Source organism: Pyxidicoccus trucidator (genome assembly GCF_010894435.1).
Taxonomy (GTDB): Bacteria; Myxococcota; Myxococcia; order Myxococcales; family Myxococcaceae; genus Myxococcus; species Myxococcus trucidator.
The window spans coordinates 227,013-242,564 of the sequence record NZ_JAAIXZ010000001.1 but is presented as its reverse complement, the minus strand read 5'-3'; the positions used below and the strand labels follow the sequence as shown (position 1 = coordinate 242,564).

At 70.3% G+C, this 15,552-nt stretch carries 14 protein-coding genes; 5 read left to right on the top strand and 9 right to left on the bottom strand.

Going from position 1 to position 15,552, the window contains the following annotated elements; all coding sequences use genetic code 11:
* Window positions 1–42 precede the first annotated feature (42 nt).
* From G4D85_RS01080 to G4D85_RS01070, 3 genes are all read right to left on the bottom strand, one after another.
* Complete coding sequence (locus tag G4D85_RS01080; RefSeq protein ID WP_164007026.1) at window positions 43–393, bottom strand: hypothetical protein; 351 nt, start codon at window positions 391–393, stop codon at window positions 43–45.
* Between the two features lie 113 nt (window positions 394–506).
* Window positions 507–2,087 carry a sensor histidine kinase gene (locus tag G4D85_RS01075; RefSeq protein WP_164007024.1) on the bottom strand — a complete coding sequence of 527 codons (1,581 nt, stop codon included), beginning with the start codon at window positions 2,085–2,087 and terminating at the stop codon, window positions 507–509.
* Window positions 2,088–2,310: 223 nt separating this feature from the next.
* The gene (locus G4D85_RS01070) at window positions 2,311–3,168 is read right to left on the bottom strand and encodes an SDR family NAD(P)-dependent oxidoreductase (protein ID WP_164007022.1); all 858 of its coding nucleotides are present in this window, start codon (window positions 3,166–3,168) and stop codon (window positions 2,311–2,313) included.
* A 152-nt stretch (window positions 3,169–3,320) separates the two neighbouring features.
* Here G4D85_RS01070 and G4D85_RS01065 point away from each other — a divergent pair, with 152 nt between their 5' ends.
* Window positions 3,321–3,908, top strand: coding sequence for a TetR/AcrR family transcriptional regulator (locus G4D85_RS01065; protein WP_164007020.1), 588 nt, complete (start codon window positions 3,321–3,323; stop codon window positions 3,906–3,908).
* A gap of 21 nt (window positions 3,909–3,929) precedes the next feature.
* On the opposite strand, the gene G4D85_RS01060 is transcribed toward G4D85_RS01065, so the two are convergent.
* A complete protein-coding gene (locus G4D85_RS01060; protein ID WP_164007018.1) occupies window positions 3,930–4,871 on the bottom strand; it encodes a glycoside hydrolase 64/thaumatin family protein in 942 nt (313 codons plus the stop codon).
* A gap of 187 nt (window positions 4,872–5,058) precedes the next feature.
* Window positions 5,059–6,024, bottom strand: coding sequence for a hypothetical protein (locus G4D85_RS01055; protein ID WP_164007016.1), 966 nt, complete (start codon window positions 6,022–6,024; stop codon window positions 5,059–5,061).
* A 143-nt stretch (window positions 6,025–6,167) separates the two neighbouring features.
* Here G4D85_RS01055 and G4D85_RS01050 point away from each other — a divergent pair, with 143 nt between their 5' ends.
* Window positions 6,168–8,969 carry a serine/threonine-protein kinase gene (locus G4D85_RS01050; protein WP_164007014.1) on the top strand — a complete coding sequence of 934 codons (2,802 nt, stop codon included), beginning with the start codon at window positions 6,168–6,170 and terminating at the stop codon, window positions 8,967–8,969.
* 202 nt (window positions 8,970–9,171) lie between these two features.
* Here G4D85_RS01050 and G4D85_RS01045 read toward each other — a convergent pair whose 3' ends face one another.
* A complete protein-coding gene (locus G4D85_RS01045; RefSeq protein ID WP_164009006.1) occupies window positions 9,172–10,476 on the bottom strand; it encodes a sigma 54-interacting transcriptional regulator in 1,305 nt (434 codons plus the stop codon).
* Window positions 10,477–10,545: 69 nt separating this feature from the next.
* Window positions 10,546–11,124 carry a TetR/AcrR family transcriptional regulator gene (locus G4D85_RS01040; RefSeq protein ID WP_164007012.1) on the bottom strand — a complete coding sequence of 193 codons (579 nt, stop codon included), beginning with the start codon at window positions 11,122–11,124 and terminating at the stop codon, window positions 10,546–10,548.
* A gap of 121 nt (window positions 11,125–11,245) precedes the next feature.
* On the opposite strand from G4D85_RS01040, the gene G4D85_RS01035 reads away from it, so the two are divergent.
* A complete protein-coding gene (locus G4D85_RS01035; protein WP_164007010.1) occupies window positions 11,246–11,983 on the top strand; it encodes an SDR family oxidoreductase in 738 nt (245 codons plus the stop codon).
* A 47-nt stretch (window positions 11,984–12,030) separates the two neighbouring features.
* Here the strand turns inward: G4D85_RS01035 and G4D85_RS01030 are convergent, their stop codons facing one another.
* A complete protein-coding gene (locus G4D85_RS01030; RefSeq protein ID WP_164007007.1) occupies window positions 12,031–13,272 on the bottom strand; it encodes a sterol desaturase family protein in 1,242 nt (413 codons plus the stop codon).
* Between the two features lie 66 nt (window positions 13,273–13,338).
* Between G4D85_RS01030 and G4D85_RS01025 the strand changes: the two genes are divergently transcribed.
* Window positions 13,339–13,926, top strand: a complete 588-nt coding sequence (locus tag G4D85_RS01025; RefSeq protein WP_164007005.1) for a Crp/Fnr family transcriptional regulator — start codon at window positions 13,339–13,341, stop codon at window positions 13,924–13,926.
* 10 nt (window positions 13,927–13,936) lie between these two features.
* Here G4D85_RS01025 and G4D85_RS01020 read toward each other — a convergent pair whose 3' ends face one another.
* Window positions 13,937–14,542 (bottom strand): LysE family translocator, encoded by a 606-nt coding sequence (locus G4D85_RS01020; protein ID WP_164007003.1) that lies wholly within the window; start codon window positions 14,540–14,542, stop codon window positions 13,937–13,939.
* A gap of 122 nt (window positions 14,543–14,664) precedes the next feature.
* Between G4D85_RS01020 and gcvA the strand changes: the two genes are divergently transcribed.
* Window positions 14,665–15,540 (top strand): transcriptional regulator GcvA, encoded by an 876-nt coding sequence (gene gcvA / locus G4D85_RS01015; protein ID WP_164007001.1) that lies wholly within the window; start codon window positions 14,665–14,667, stop codon window positions 15,538–15,540.
* Window positions 15,541–15,552 lie beyond the last annotated feature (12 nt).

Sequence of the window (15,552 nt, the reverse complement as noted above, 5' to 3'; positions counted from 1 at the left end):
GCCCGGCGGTCAGTGCAAGGCCAGGCTCGGGGGGCCTCGCGCTTACTTCCCCGGCCGGAAGCGGATGGCACTCCAGACGGAGTCGATTGAAATCTGGCGAACGCCGTCGATGTCCTGCCTCAGCAGGTGCCGCGCGAGGATGTCGCGGTTGAGGTCCGTGTCCAGCTGTCCGGCCTTGGGGTACACCGCCCAGGCGAGGCGGTCCGCCTTCGCGGCCTCGACCAGGGGCGCGCACTTCGCGTCCACCTCGGCGAGCGACTTGACGAAGAGGAGGATGCCGTCCGCCTTGGCGGAGGTCGTGGTCGTGACGTCGTCCAGGTCGACGCCCGCGGGCTTGCCCACCACGCGGACCTTCATGCCCTCCTTGAGGTTCAGCTTCTTCGCGAGACTCATCGACGGGTGGCCTCCTTCGCGGGCGAGCTCCCGCGCCTGCCTTCTACCGGGGCGGACGGGGGCTTCGCAAAGGGCGGGAAGGCGCGCGGTCGGGGACGCTCCCGACGGTCTCCTTACGAGGCGACCTCCGCTCCGGCGGACGGGGCCGGCTCCGTCTTCGGCATGGGGATGCGGGGGAGGGTGACGACGAAGCGGGTACCTTGAGGCCTCACGGCCTCGATGGAGACGGTGCCCCCGTGGCCCTCCACGATTTCCCGGACGACGTACAACCCCAGGCCCATCCCTCCGAAGTGGCGCATGGAGGCCGCACGCTCGAAGCGGCCGAAGATGCGCGCCCACTCGGACTCCGGGATGCCCGGGCCCTGGTCGGAGACGGTGATGACGGCGTTGGCTCCCTCCGCCCTCACCGCGAGCTCCACCGGAGTCCCGGCGGCATACTTGAAGGCGTTGGCCAGCAGGTTGGTGACCACCTGCTCCAGTCGCAGCCGGTCCCACTCGCCAGGGACGGACGCGTCCAGGTGGAGGATGAGCTCGCAGCCGGCCCTGGCGGCCTGCTCACGGAAGCTCTCCGCGACTTCTTCCACGCTTCGGGTCAGGTCGAATCCACTCCGGGACAGGCTGAACCTGCCCGTGGCGATGCGGGACACGTCCAGCAACGCTTCCACCAGGTCCAGCAGCCGCACCCCGCCTTTGTACGCACGCTCGGCCTTGTTGCGGACCTTCGCGTCCAGGCCCTGCGCCGACAGGAGGAGGCTCTGGAGCTGGAGCTGGATGGCACTCAGCGGCGTCTTCAGCTCGTGGGCGGCGATGGAGAGGAACTCGTCTCGCAGGCGGATGGCCTCGTCGGCCTGGGCGAATCGGAGCCGCTCCGCCTCCGCCTCGCGCCGCTCCGTCAAATCCCGGGTGACCTTCGCGAAGCCGACGAGCCTCCCATCGCGGTCCTTCACGGGTTCGATGACGACATTGGCCCAGAACCGGGTGCCGTCCTTGCGAAGGCGCCAGCCCTCTTCCTCGAACTTGCCCTCGGCGAGGGCGACGCGGAGCTCCATGTCGCACTTGCCGCTCGTGGCCTCCTCGGGAAGGTAGAAGCACGAGAAGTGCTTGCCAATGATTTCCCGAGGTGAGTAGCCCTTGATGCGCGCGGCTCCCGCATTCCACGTGGCGACGTGCCCCTGGGGGTCGAGCATGAAGATGGCGTAGTCCTTCACGCTCTCGACGAGGAGCCGGAAGCGCTCCTCGCTCTGACGAAGCGCGTCCTCCGCTATCCGCTGCTCCGTCAAATCGCGGGTGACCTTCGTGTACCCCTGCAACACGCCCGCTGCATCGACGACCGCGGTAATCACCACGTCCGCCCAGAAGCGCGTCCCATCTTTCTTCACCCGCCAGCCCACATCCTCGATGCGTCCCTGCTGGAGGGCGACGTGAAGGAGGCGCTGCGGCTTCCCCGCGGCTACGTCCTCCGGCGTGTAGAAGACGGAGATGTGCTTCCCGATGACCTCCGCGCCGGTGTAGCCCTTGATGGCCTCGGCGCCCGCGTTCCAGGTCTCGACGTGCCCCTGGGTATCCAGCATGAAGATGGCGTAGTCCTTCACGCTGCTCACCATGAGCCGGAAGCGCTCTTCGCTCTGGCGCAGCGCCTCCGGGGTGGGAGCGGATCCGCTGGAGGGCTGGACGGGCGGGATGGCGACAGTCACTTGGGGCTCCAGCGAAATCGGACCAAAGAGCCATCTAGTAGCCCACGCGGCAGTGAGGTTCCACCTCCTGGCGCTCCGCCGCGACCGAGCGACTGTTCAGTCGTGCACCCGCCAGCCGGCAGGTGCGCTTCAATAGCAGTCGGCCCGGCTGCTGTCCGCCAGGGAATATGCCGGAAGAACAGCCGGCCGGCCCTTCTCCTGGTGCCCGGGAAGGCACGCTGCGTCAGGCGCTGTGGGGGGCCGCGAACTCCCGCGCGTAGATGTCGCTCACCTTCTCCAGGACTCTCGGGCCGTGCTCGGTGAACGGGAGCTCCTTCGGTGCTCCATTCGTGACGTAGGCGCCAGACGGCCCTCCGCGCGCACCCACCGCCGCGTCGTACAGCAGTGAGGCGCCACGGCTCGGGTGCGGGAAGAACAGCTTCATCACCAGCTCGACAGGCAGGGGCAGCCCCGAGTCCTTTCCGCGTCGCAGGGTGTTGTTGCCTCCCGGGTCCACGCTCAGGACCTTGATTCCCTCGGAAGCGACCCGAGGGCCCAGCTCCTGGGTCCACAGGGAGAGCGCGAGCTTGGTCGTCGCATACGGGCCGAAGAGCTTCTTGAACGTCGCGGGCCGCTCCAGCGTGTCCGGGTCCCAGCGCTTGACGAACTTGAAGGCGTTGGACGAGGTGTTGATGACGGTCTTCAGGTTCCCCCGCTTCAGCAGCTCCGTCAGCTCCATCAGGAGGATGTAGGGGACGACGGTCTGCAGCTCGAAGTGCAGCTCACGTCCCTGCTTGGAGAAGGTGAGCGTCGGGAAGCTGCCGCCCGCGTTGTTGAACAGCAGGTCCACCTTCTCTTCCGCCGCCTTGAGCCGAGCCAGGGCTTGTCTCAGGCTGTCGAAGTCGGCCAGGTCCGCGGTGTAGACCCGGAGCTGCTTCCGGCTCAGGGCGTCTTCGATGCGCACGTCGTCCTGGGCGAAGCCCGAGCGGTTCAGCGCGATGACCTGCCAGCCTTCGGAGAGCAGCTTGCGCGTCAGCTCGAGCCCGATTCCCGAGCTCGCACCTGTGATGAGCGCGGTCCGCTCCTGTCCTGCGGTCTTCATGACGACTCCTCCCTGGGCCTGCCGCCGGACAGGGAACAGCCCTGAGCGCGGTGGCCCGAAAACGGATGACGTATCCGATTGCTGGATGTAAGAAGGAAGAAGCGGATAAGCAATCCGTTCGGATGGCGTGTCCGGCTTGTTAGATTGGGCCTATGAAGAAACGGGAGGCCCCGGCAGAGGACGGTGCGTTGCGCGCGGATGCCGCGCGCAACCGCGAGCGCGTGCTGGCGGTGGCCCGCAAGCTCCTTGCTCGCGGCGACTCATCCCTGCAGATGAACCAGCTTGCTCGCGCGGCGGGCGTGGGCGTGGGCACGGTGTACCGCCACTTTCCCACCCGGCAGGACCTGCTGGAGGCGCTCGTGAACGAGCACCTCCAGGCGCTGCTCGACACCGCGCGCGAGGCCGAGGCGTCCGACGAGCCGCGAGCCGGCCTCCAGCGCTTCCTGCGCGCGCTCCTGGACCTGATGCTGGCCGACATCGGCCTCGCGGAGGTCCTCAATGCGGCCCGGGATGCCCACCCCCAGACGACGCAACTGAAGGCCGGGTTCCTGGCGGCGACCGAGCGGTTGCTGGCCCGCGCCCACCGGTCTGGCGTCGTGAGGGCGGAGGTCCAGGCCGACGACATCCGGAGGCTGATGTGCGGCCTGGAGCACTCCGTGCGCATCGGCGGAAACCCGAAGGTCTACGCCGACCGCTACCTCACCATCCTGCTGGATGGACTGCGGCCCGCGCCGCGTTGAGCGGGCCTGCTTTCATCGACCTCAGACCACGTTCTTCAGGTGGACGTTGAGGTGGGTGTCGCTCGTGCCCAGCGTGCTCGCGTCGTCGGTGGGGATGACGTAGCCCTGGTCCGCGCCGACCTGCTTGCGGAAGTAGTCCACCACCTGCGGGTCCTGGACGTTGGACGTGGTGGTCTTCTTGATGCCGTACGCGGAGCCGTTCGCATCCTTCGCCTTGATGGAGTCCGGGGCGGACGCCACGAGGTTGTCCAGCGTGCCGGACTTCCGGCCACCGCTCTCGGGCTGGATGGTCATGCTGGCGTTGTGGCCCTCGATGTAGCTCACGTCGTAGTAGGTCTGGTTGTGGCCGCCGTTGAACTTCACCTCGCCGAGCGTCGCCGCCGCGCCGTCGCCGGACGTGCTGCGGAAGTTGCCGGACCAGCCCTGGGGGAACTCGACCTTCCGCGACTCGCCCGGCGCCAGGGTCACCGAGTCCACCGCCTTGTCTCCGGCGTTGGGCGTGAACTGGATGGTCATCGGCTTCGTGCCGTCGTTGTTGAAGGTCATGGTGTTGCCGCCTTTCGACGGAGCGCCGGGCGCGTCGACGGCCTTCGCCTCGGCGACCGGAGCGCTCTGCGGAGCCGGAGCGCCGGCACCCGACGGCGCCGAGCCACCAGCCGGCGGGACACCCGGAGCGCCCTGGCCACCGACGTCACCCCCCAGCAGACTGAGGGAGCGGGCCAGCACCTGCGCCACCCGCGCGAGCATCCGCTCCACCTCATCCAGCTGGCCCGTCTTCTGCGCGGCCATCGGCGAGTCGAAGCCATCGGTCGCGAGCATCCGCCGCAGGGCCGCGCCCGGCTCCTGCTTCGGGCCCTGCACGTCGAACGCGCCGCGGGCGCGAACGGGGCTCGGCTCGAAGCTGGAGGTGCGCGCGGAGGACTGGGCGGGGACGGAGGGACGGGAGACCGGGGGCAGGCTCATGGCGGGATTCCTCGGGGGAAGGCGACCCGCTCCGGTAGAGCAGGGGTCGTGCCATGTCCCACCTTCGCGCCGGGCCACGTCCTTCCGAGGGGAACCGGCGGTCGCCTTCACCGCCGGGACGTCCTGGCCCTGGTCACCGCGGTTACCACCCGGTCACCGCGGTGACCACCCGCTCCACGAGCGCGCCCTAGCTGGACTCGCTCGCGCTGAGGCGCTTGCTGCCAATGCCGTTGCCCTTGCCGAGGCTCTCCGTCTGCCCCACGTTGCTTCGGGCGAGGGCCTCTCGCGCCTCGGGCGTGGTCGCGTCCGGCCGGTTCTCGAGCAGCATCATGCCGCCGGTGTTCTTGTGCTGGATGCGGGCCGTGTCCATGGCCTTCAGGAGGTCCCGAGCCCCCACCCAGTACGTGCTGCCGTTGGCCGGGTCCTTCACCCGCAGCTTGTCGTCCATGGGGTCATGGGCCAGCTCCCCCTTGTTGTACCCGTCGATGGTCACCCAGTGCAGCGCCCCGGTCCCCTGCTTCTGCTGGTCGGGCGGAAGCGCGGCGTTGGCGAGCGCGTTGGAGTCCACCATGGCCATGCCGAACTGGCCCGACTTCAGCGCGTCGCTGATGGCCGTCGGGTCATAGTTCGCCATGCTCCGGGTGACGGCGATGCCCATGGAGCCCAGCGTGGCGCCCATCTCCTCGGGGCGGCTGCCATCCGCCAGATTCACGTCGAACCGGTCCTGCACGGCCTTCGTGGCGGCGGCCGTCGTGGAGCGCACCTCCTCGCGCTTCTGGTCGTCCGACGCGGGCGCCGTACCCTTCGCCTTGTTCAACTGCGTGAGGCTCGCTTCGCCACAGTCGGTGTCCGTCTTCTGCGCGACGGCCGAGTCGTCACCCTGCCATTGCTGCCGGGCCTGGGCCTCGGCGGCCTCGTTGACGGGCTGGGAGCGGGGTGAGACGGCCAGTCGCGCCGGAGGCACACTCAGCGCGGGAAGGCCCGAGCGCACGGAGGCGGCGTCCTGGAAGCTGTCCCGGTAATACGCCGAGGGGCCCCGGCTTCGAGCCGGAGCCTCGGGCCGCGTCGCGCCCTCGGGGGAAGGGGAGGTCCTCTCGAAGGAGCGGACTCGGAAGGAAGTCGCCGGGAGAGTCAGGCTGGGGGGGAGCTTCATGCGAATGGCCGCCTCCGGGGGAAGGGCGCCGCGGTGCGCCAGGGGCATTATCTGCCCGAGACTTTGATCGTTGCCCGAAAAAAGTCGATACCCCGGGGGGCCCTGGATGGGTCCCACCCGACACAAGCGACTACACTGGAACCATGCAGGACAGGGATGATTCGGGCTCCGCGCTCGGCCCGCCACCAGAGCCCACGCAGACCCACTCGCTGTCGGACGCCGCCGCGCCCTCGCCACCACGCACCGGCCCGAACACGGCCCCGACGCCCTCTCCGGGCCAGCCGGGCGGGCTCCCGCGTGCGGGAACCGAGCGGGTGGGTCGCTTCCTCCCGCTGAAGGTGCTGGGGCAGGGCGGCATGGGCGTGGTGTACGCGGCCTATGACCCGGACCTGGACCGCAAGGTCGCGCTCAAGCTCCTGCGGGTGCTGGGAAAGGGCGCGGACCTGGAGGAGGCGCGCGCGCGACTGCTGCGCGAGGCGCAGGCCATGGCCCGCATCTCCCATCCCAACGTCATCCCCGTCTTCGAGGCGGGCCCCTGGGATGGCCAGGTGTACGTGGCCATGGAGCTGGTCGACGGGGGCACGCTGCGCGACTGGACGGAGGCGAAGCCACGCTCCTGGCGCGAGGTGCTGGACACGTACCTGGCCGCGGGCCGGGGGCTGGTGGCCGCGCACGCGGCGGGACTGGTGCACCGCGACTTCAAGCCCGCCAACGTGCTGGTGGGGCGCGACGGCCGCGTCTGCGTCACCGACTTCGGCCTGGCCCGAGCGGTGGGAGACACCTCGCCAGACGACGCCAGGGCGGTGCTGCCCCCGCCGACGCAGGGCCTCTCCCGCGCGCTGTTCGAGCCGCTCACGCTGTCCGGCATGGTCATGGGCACGCCGGCCTATATGTCCCCCGAGCAGTTCCGGGGTGAGGCGGACGCGCGCTCGGACCAGTTCAGCTTCTGCGCGTCGCTGTACCGCGCCCTCTACGGGCAGCGCCCCTTCGACCCGGACCGGCTGTCGAAGGTCGCGGAGTCGCTGAAGCCGAAGGGCCCGCCCACGGGAGAACCAGGGAGGACCGTCTCGCTGGAGCGGCCCGGGGCACCGGTGCCCGAGTCCCCCATCCAGGACCCGCCCAGGGACGCGAAGGTGCCTGCCTGGGTGCGGCGCGCGGTGATGCGCGGGCTGTCGCTGGAGCCGGAAGTCCGCTTCGCCTCCATGGAGGCGCTGCTGGAGGCGCTGTCCCAGGAGCAGCGGCTGTCGAAGGGGCGCAGGCGGCTCGCGCTCGCCGGAGTCCTCGCGGGAGCGCTGGGCGCGGTGGGGGCGGGCACCTGGTGGAGCTCCCAGGTCTGCGCGGGGGCCGAGGGCTTGCTGGTGGAGACGTGGGGCCCCGCGACGCGGCAGCGCGTGACGGCGGCCTTCGAGGCCACGGGAAGTCCGGCGGCCGGCGAGCTGGCCCGGCGCGTGGGCGATGCGCTGGACGGCTACGTGGGCGCGTGGGCGCGGCAGCACACCGAGGCGTGCGAGGACACGCGGGTGCGGCAGGTGCAGACGGAGGCCCTGCTGTCCCAGCGCGTGGTGTGCCTGGAGCGGCGGCGCAAGGACCTGCACGCGCTGGTGGAGGCACTGGCGGGCACGGACCGCGCGGGCGCGGAGAAGGCGCTGGACGCCGTGTACGCGCTGCCCTCGCCCGGCGACTGCGCCGACCTGGAGGCCCTGTCCGGACAGCAGCCCCGGCCGGCGGACCCGGCGCGGCGCGCGGAGCTGGAGCAGCTGGAGGGCCGGGTCTCGGAGGTGAAGGCCCTGCTGGACATGAGCCGCTACGCGCCCGCGAAGGAGCGCGCGCGAGCGCTGGAGTCCCAGGTGCTGGCCACGGGCTACCTGCCGCTGATGGCGGAGCTGCGCTTCCACCTGGGCTGGCTCCAGGCGGTGCTGGGCGAGAAGGAGCAGGGCGCGGGGCTGCTGGAGCGGGCCGTGTTCGACGCCGAGGCCGGGCGGTCCGACCGGCTGAAGGTCTCCGCGCTCAACAAGCTCCTCTACGTCGAGGGCGAGCGGAAGCGCTTCGAGCACGCCGCGCGCTGGGCGCAGCTGGGCGAGGCGACGCTCCAGCGGGTGGGCGGGGACGCGGTGCTGGAGGGCGACCTGCTGGTGAATCAGGCCAACCTCGCCCTCATGCGAGACGAGCCCGAGCAGGCGCGCGCATTCCTGGAGAAGGCGTCCGAGCGGCTCTCACGGGCGCTGCCGCCGGGACACCCCAAGCGGGCGCGCGTCGCCTTCACGCTGGGACGCACGCTGCTGGAGCTGGGCGCCGCCGCGGAGGCGAAGCCGGTGCTGGAGGAGGCGCTCCGCCAGACGGAGGCCGCCGTGGGGCCCCTGCACGCGGACGTGGCGCGCAGGCACCTGGCCCTCTCCATGGTGCTGCGCGAGCTGAAGGAGTTCCCCCAGGCACTGGAGCACGCCCGGGTGCTGGTGCGAATCCAGCGGACGCTGCTCGGCGCCACCCATTTGAGTGTGGCCGAGGCGCTCGACGAAGAGGGCATGAGCCTGCTTGCGCTGAAGCGGTACGACGAGGCGCTGAAGGTGTACGAGGAGGCGCTGGCCGTGAAGCGCCAGCAACTGGAGGAAGGGGACGACGACCTCCAGTACTCGTATGACGGCGTCGGCCAGGCGCTGCTGGGCCTGGGGAGGACGCGCGAGGCGGTGGAGCCGCTGAAGCGCGCCGTGTCGTTCACCGGAGCCCAGGAGGACTCGCTGGGCGAGTCCGGCTTCGCGCTCGCGCACGCGCTGTGGAAGGAGGGCCAGTCCACGGAGGCCCGGGCGGAGGCGGCCCGCGCGCAGGAGCGCTTCACCGCGTCCGGCCGCGCCGCGCAGGCCGAGGCGGTGAGGGCCTGGCTCGACTCGCTTCCCCAGGAGCCCGCTCCGGCGCCACCCAAGCGCGTCACGAAGCAGCGACGGCAATGAGGCCAGGGCACGGCGCCCGTTCCGTCGCCACCCAAGCTCGTCACGAAGAAGCGACGGCGGTGATGTCCCGGTGTGGAGCCTGTTCCGTGGGCGACCCGCGCCGGTGTGCTCCCGTCACTCCAAGCGCATCACGAAGAAGCGGCGGCGGTGAGACCCCGGCGCAGCGCCCGTTCCGTGGGCCATCCGCGCCGGTGCGCTCCCGTCACTCGTCGCTGTCGCGGGCGGAGATGCCGTGCTTGTGGAGCAGCTTGCGCAGGTAGAGCCGGGCGATGCCGGCCTCGCGAGCGGCGCGGGAGATGTTGCCGCCGCAGCGCTCGATGAGGCCGCGCAGGTAGTCGCGCTCGAAGCCCTCGATGAGTCGCTCCTTGGCCTCCTTGAAGGGCAGATCCAGCGCGGCCCCACTCCCGCCGGAGCGCTCCAGGGACTGAGCGGGGGCCCGCTCCATGTCGGGTAGGGCCTCCTCGCCAAGGTTCACCACCTGCTCCACGACATTGCGCAATTCGCGCACGTTGCCGGGCCACGGGTACTGGAGCAGCAGCGCCCGCGTCGCGTCCGACAGGGTGCCGGTGGGACGGCCGAGCCGCTCCAGCACGGTGTCGAGGAGGAGGGGAACGTCCTCGGGCCGCTCGCGCAGGGGCGGCAGCGTCACGCGCAGCACGGCGAGCCGGTGGAACAGGTCCGCGCGGAAGCGTCCCTCCTGCACCGCCTTCTCCAGGTCCACGTGGGTGGCGGCCAGCACCCGCACGTCCAGGGCCCGGTAGTCATTGGCACCCACGCGCTTCACCTGCCGCCGCTCCAGCACGCGCAGCAGGCGAGGCTGGACCTCGGGCGGCAGCTCACCCACCTCGTCGAGGAAGACGGTGCCACCGGTAGCCCGCTCGAAGGCGCCCGCGCGGTCCGCCTGCGCGCCGGTGAAGGCGCCCTTCACGTGGCCGAACAGCTCGGACTCGATGAGGGTGGGGGCGATGCCGGCGAGGTCCACGATGACGAAGGGCCCCTTCGCGCGCGGCCCGTGGGCGTGGATGGCCTCCGCGCACAGCTCCTTGCCCGTGCCCGTCTCGCCCTGGATGAGCACGTCCGAGCCGCCCGGCGCGAGCCGCTCCAGCAGGGTGAACGCCTCGCGCATCCGCCGGCTGCTGCCCACGAGCCCGCCAAACGAGGTGCTCTCGGACGGAGGGATGACGCGCTCGCGCGAGCCCTCGGGCACCAGCTTCAGCTCGGTGGAGCCCAGCCGGAGGAGCGCGCCCGGCCGCACCTCCAGCTCGGAGAAGCGCGTGCCCTCGTAGAAGGAGCCGTTGTGCGAGTCCAGGTCCGTGGCCCGCACGCCACCCTCGGACACGTCCAGGCGCAGGTGCTGGCGCGAGACGGCCTTGTCATTGAGGACGATGTCGCACTCGGGAGACTTGCCCAGCCGGTACGCGCCGGGCGCCAGCAGGTGGCTCTGCCCCACCTGGGGACCCGACAGCACCAGCAGCTTCAGCCGCGTCGGGCCGGAGCGGGCCTTCATGAGGGAGACCGTGGGGTCTCCGCCCTCCTGCTCATCCTCGTCCGGTGCACGTGCCACGGGCCAAGGCTATCACTTCGTGGGCCAGGCCATGAGCGCAAGCTCGGCAACCCGCCGCAACTGTGGAGGCGTGGCGCCCCCCGCGGCCTGCACGGAAAGCCCATTGGCCACCGTGCACACGTACCGCGCCAGGTCGTTCGGCCGCGCCTCCGCCGGCAGGTCGCCTTCTTTGTGGGCACGCGTGAGCCGCTGGGCGAGCAGGGCCTCCACGTCGTGGCGTCGCTCCGCGACCTCCTGCTGGACTTCGGACGACTCGGGGCTGCACGCCAGCGCTCCCTGGACCAGGAAGCACCCGGGGGGCGAGTCGGGGCAGCCCTCGGTGTAGATGCGAAGGAATTGACGAACGACGTCCTCGGACCTGGGCTCGTCCAGCGCGCGCAGGAACTTCTCGCTAGCCGCCTGCGCGTAGCGCTCCACGGCTTTCGTGAAGAGGGAGCGCTTGTTGCCGAAGGCCGCATAGAGGCTGGGCTTCGCGATTCCGAGCGCGGTCGTCAGGTCCTCGAGCGAGGTCCCCTCATAGCCCTGTCGCCAGAACAGCCGCATCGCGCGCTCCAGCGCGACGTCCTCATCGAAGCTCCGGGTTCGTCCCATGACACGACTAACTATACCGCCCGGTACAAAATCGGCTTGACGGAAATTGCCTGCGGGCGCATTCAGTACCGGTCGGTACAGAAACGGGCCGGGCGGTTCGAGGGCCCCTCAGGAGGTCGTCATGGCTGACGTGAAGAAGGTTGCATTCATCACGGGTGGAAACCGTGGCATCGGGCTGCAGACCGCGCGCGAGCTGGGGCAGGGCGGCTTCGAGGTCATCATCGGCGTACGTGACCCGAAGAAGGGCGAGGCCGCGCTCACGGAGCTGCGCGCTGCCGGCGTGAAGGCGGAGGTCGTCCTCTATGACGCCAGCCGGCCTGAGACCGACCAGACAGTGAAGAGCTACTTCGAGAGCAGGTACGGCAAGCTGGACGTGCTCGTGAACAACGCCGGCATGATTCGTGAGGAGCTCCTCGCGAAGAACGCGTCCAATGTCCCGGGGGACATCCTGCGCGAGACGTTCGAGACCAACCTGTTCGCGGTGGTGCGCCTGACGCAGACGCTGCTGCCGTTGCTCAAGAAGTCTCCGGCGGGCCGGATTGTCAACGTGTCGAGCATCCTCGGCTCGCTGGGCCTGCACTCCGCGGACGACTCCCCCATCGCCCCCGCGAAGGCGTTTGCCTACAACGCCTCGAAGGCCGCGCTCAACGCCTTCACCGTGCACCTGGCGGATGAGCTGAAGGGCACCCACGTGAAGGTCAACTCCGCCCATCCGGGCTGGGTGAAGACCGAGCTGGGAGGCCCCCACGCCCCCATGGAGTTGGCCGACAGCGCCAGGACGAGCGTGCGCCTGGCCACGCTGGCGGCGGACGGCCCGAGCGGTGGGTTCTTCCACGAGAACGACCGGCTGCCCTGGTGAGCAGCCGGTGACGCAGGGAGGGCCCGGGAAGTCGGGCCCGCTCCACCTCAGGCCCCGCGACCGCGCAGGGCCAGGGGGGACCCCGAGAACACCACGACCAGCCACGTCAGCGAGACGAGGAACCAGGCCGCGGTGAGCGCGCTCATCGCCGGGGCTGCCCCGGCCTGCATGAGCCACACCGTCACCGCCACGCCCATGGCGAGCACCCGCCCGAGCTCCAGCGGCAGGCTCCAGCGCTTGGACTCCAGCATCCCGCTCCAGGCGGTCGCCATGGCCCAGAGCAGCAGGCTCAGCGCCACCTTCCGCCAGGCAGTCAGCGGCGAGGCATGGTGGCTCACCAGGAGCATGAACGGCATGGAAGCGAACAGCTGGAAGACGAGGTAGCCGCGGATGCCGGGCAGCTCCGTCGAGGAGAACTTCACCTCCACGCCGTCCTGCTTCCAGTAGCCGAGCGAGCGCGGCGGAAGGTCCGCGGGGCGCCAGCCCGTGGGCATCAGCCAGATGCGCAGGCGGTCCCAGTGGCTCTTCGTGGCAACCGCGTCCCCGACGAGCCGGCCCCAGGTCTGGAAGTTGAGGACGGTCGGGTCCCACGTGTTCGGCGGGGTGGTGAGGCCATAGGAGCAGGGCTCGGTCTCCTCGGCGTAGGTGCCGAACATCCGGTCCCAGATGATGAGGAAGCCCGCGTAGTTCTTGTCGATGTAGGCGTCATTGCGCGCGTGGTGCACGCGGTGGTGCGAGGGCGTGTTCAGCCAGGACTCCACCCACCGGGGCAGCTTGGGGATGACGCGGGTGTGGGGGATGAACTGCAGCACCAGGTGGAAGGCGACCATCGCCAGCACCGCCTCCGGTGGGAAGCCGACCACCACCAGCGGCCAGTAGAAGAGGAACGAGAAGAGCCGCTGCGTCACGCTCGCGCGCAGGGCCACCGCGTAGTTGAGCTCCTCGGTGGAGTGGTGCGGCGAGTGCGCCGCCCAGCCGATGTTGGTGCGGTGGCCGAAGCGGTGGAACCAGTAGAAGAGGAAGTCGACGCCGAGGAAGAGGGCCACCAGCGCCAGCGGCGACGAGACGTCGAGCTTCCACGGCGCGAGTTGGCCCAGCTGGGTGAACAGGGGCAGCACCATCAGCGCCACCGCCACGTTGACGCACTGGTTCATCACCGCGGTGCCCATGCTCGCGATGGAGTCCTGGAAGCTGTAGTAGCCATTGCGCCGCGCCACGCACCAGGCGAACTCCGCGAGGGCCAGGGCGATGACGAAGGGCGTGGCTACGGCGTAGACATTCAGGGTCATTCGGCAGGTGTATGGCGTCCGGCCCGGTCCCCGCCTTAACCTGGGTCAACCCGAGGTCCCCTCCGCTTGAGATTTCCGAAGCTCTTCGAGCGCTTCGCCGCGCTGGTCTCCCTTCCCGCCGAGGAGTGGGAGAAGGCGGAGGCGTTGGCGAGGGAACAGCCGCTGGCGAAGCGGGAGCTGTTCCTCAAGCCCGGAGACCCGGCGGACCGCTTCGCCGTGGTGCTCCAGGGCGTCTTCCGGGCCGTGCGCGTCTCCGCGCGCGGCGGCGAGTCCATCAAGGCCTTCCGCGCGGAGGGCGAGCTGATTGGCGCCTACGTGGAGATGCTGCAGCGGCTGCCGTCGATGACGTCGATTGAGGCGCTCGAGCCGAGCCGCGTGCTGGTGTTCCAGACGCGCGACTTCCAGACGCTGGAGCGGGGCCACGTGTGCTGGGAGCGGCTGGCGCGCCGGGTGGCGGAGCACCACTTCATCATCAAGGAGCGCCGCGAGCAGGAGTTCCTCGACCTGTCGGCGGAGGAGCGCCTCGTGAAGTTCTGGGACGAGCATCCGCACCTGAAGGGCCGTGTCCCCCAGCGCGACGTGGCCGCCTACCTCGGCATCACCGATGTGGCGCTGAGCCGCATCATGTCGCGCCGCCGCAAGCGGGAAGGGTGAGCCGCCGCCCTCAGGCGAACGCCACGTAGCCCGCGACGAGGAGCATGCAGGTGCCGAACGTCCAGCCCTGGATGCGCATCGCGCGCTCGGACCGGAAGCGGCCCAGGAGGAGCTTCCCCGCGTAGAGCCACGGGAAGTGGCACGCCACGCAGACGATGAGGAAGGCCACCGTGAGCTGCGCCGTCTGCGAGAGCATCGCGCTGGCCGGGTCGAGGAACTGGGAGAACATCACGACAATCATCGAATGGATTTTGGGGTTGAGGGCGACGGCGAGCAGGCCCTCGACGAACCCGAGCCTCGCTGGCTCCTCCTGCGCCCCAGCCGGGCTGGCGGACGAGCGGAAGAAGCCCCAGGCGAGGTAGAGCAGGTACACGACGCTGCCCCAGCGCAGCGCCTGGTGCAGCGCGGGGGCGTCATGCAGCACGCGTCCGAGCCCGAGTCCGTAGACGACGCAGAGCGCGAGGTTGGCCACCTCGAAGCCCATCCAGAAGGGGAGTGAGCCCCGGATGCCGAAGCGCCCGCCCGCGGTGGCGAGCACCGTGTTGCCGGGCCCCGGGCTGAACACCATCGGGACTGTGTAGCCCAGGAACAACAACCAGACTTCAGCGGAGATCATGACCGGGTGCCCTCGCGCGCCAGCGCGTCCGTCGCGCTGTTCGCTACACAGGACAAACACCGTTTCGGGGCGGGCACCCAGCGAGCTATCCTCGCGGGCTCGATAAAGGGAGTTCATCGAGCATGCGCCGCATTCCACCGCTCGGCGCCCTCCGCGCCTTCGAGGCAGGGGCGCGGCACCTGAGCTTCACCCGCGCCGCCACCGAGCTGGGTGTCACGCAAGCGGCCATCAGCCACCAGGTGCGCCAGCTCGAGGACTGGCTCGGAGTCTCCCTGTTCGACCGACGGGGGCACGCGCTGACGCTCACCGCGAAGGGGGCAGCGTACCTGCGCGAGCTGACGCCCGCGTTCGACCGCCTGTCGGAGGCGACCGCGCGGCTGTACGAGGGCGAGCAGGGGCCGCTGCGAATCACCGTGCTGCCCTCGTTCGCCTCGTGCTGGCTGCTGCCCCGACTGGAGGGCTTCCGCCGGCTTCACCCGGACCTCGAGCTCCACCTGACCAGCTCGGCCGAGCTCTGGGACTTCCTCGACGACCGCTTCGATGTGGGCCTCCGCTCCGGGCTGGGGCGCTGGACGGGGCTCAAGGCGGAGCAGCTTGCCCGGGAGTCGCTCAGTCCCGTGTGCAGCCCCGCGCTCGCGAAGCGGCTGCGCTCGCCTTCGGACCTGAAGAAGGTCCGGCTCCTCCATGACACCCCGAAGGACGGCTGGCGGCGCTGGCTGGATGCCGCGGGAGTCGAGGGAGTCGACGCCGAGGCCGGGCCTGGCTTCAACGATGCCGGGCTGGTGCTCCAGGCCGCCGTCCAGGGACAGGGTGTGGCCCTGGGCCGACTGACGCTCGCCTCCGCCGACTTGAAGGCCGGGCGCCTGGTCCAGCCCTTCGAGACAGTCCTACCCAACGATTTCAGCTACTGGCTCGTCCATCCCCGGCCCCTGTCGGGGCGAAGGGACGTGGCCGCCTTCAAGGCCTGGCTGCTCGCCGAGGCTCGGGCCGCCGCGTAGGCGGTGAGCCCG

What these genes read in the sequence shown, in the direction of transcription:
- G4D85_RS01045 (WP_164009006.1), bottom strand. Translation starts at nt 10,476, where the DNA reads ATGAAGGCCCGCTCCGGCCCGACGCGGCTGAAGCTGCTGGTGCTGTCG.
- G4D85_RS01050 (WP_164007014.1), top strand. Translation starts at nt 6,168, where the DNA reads ATGCAGGACAGGGATGATTCGGGCTCCGCGCTCGGCCCGCCACCAGAG.
- G4D85_RS01040 (WP_164007012.1), bottom strand. Translation starts at nt 11,124, where the DNA reads ATGGGACGAACCCGGAGCTTCGATGAGGACGTCGCGCTGGAGCGCGCG.
- G4D85_RS01070 (WP_164007022.1), bottom strand. Translation starts at nt 3,168, where the DNA reads ATGAAGACCGCAGGACAGGAGCGGACCGCGCTCATCACAGGTGCGAGC.
- G4D85_RS01035 (WP_164007010.1), top strand. Translation starts at nt 11,246, where the DNA reads ATGGCTGACGTGAAGAAGGTTGCATTCATCACGGGTGGAAACCGTGGC.
- G4D85_RS01020 (WP_164007003.1), bottom strand. Translation starts at nt 14,542, where the DNA reads ATGATCTCCGCTGAAGTCTGGTTGTTGTTCCTGGGCTACACAGTCCCG.
- gcvA (WP_164007001.1), top strand. Translation starts at nt 14,665, where the DNA reads ATGCGCCGCATTCCACCGCTCGGCGCCCTCCGCGCCTTCGAGGCAGGG.
- G4D85_RS01055 (WP_164007016.1), bottom strand. Translation starts at nt 6,024, where the DNA reads ATGAAGCTCCCCCCCAGCCTGACTCTCCCGGCGACTTCCTTCCGAGTC.
- G4D85_RS01030 (WP_164007007.1), bottom strand. Translation starts at nt 13,272, where the DNA reads ATGACCCTGAATGTCTACGCCGTAGCCACGCCCTTCGTCATCGCCCTG.
- G4D85_RS01080 (WP_164007026.1), bottom strand. Translation starts at nt 393, where the DNA reads ATGAGTCTCGCGAAGAAGCTGAACCTCAAGGAGGGCATGAAGGTCCGC.
- G4D85_RS01060 (WP_164007018.1), bottom strand. Translation starts at nt 4,871, where the DNA reads ATGAGCCTGCCCCCGGTCTCCCGTCCCTCCGTCCCCGCCCAGTCCTCC.
- G4D85_RS01065 (WP_164007020.1), top strand. Translation starts at nt 3,321, where the DNA reads ATGAAGAAACGGGAGGCCCCGGCAGAGGACGGTGCGTTGCGCGCGGAT.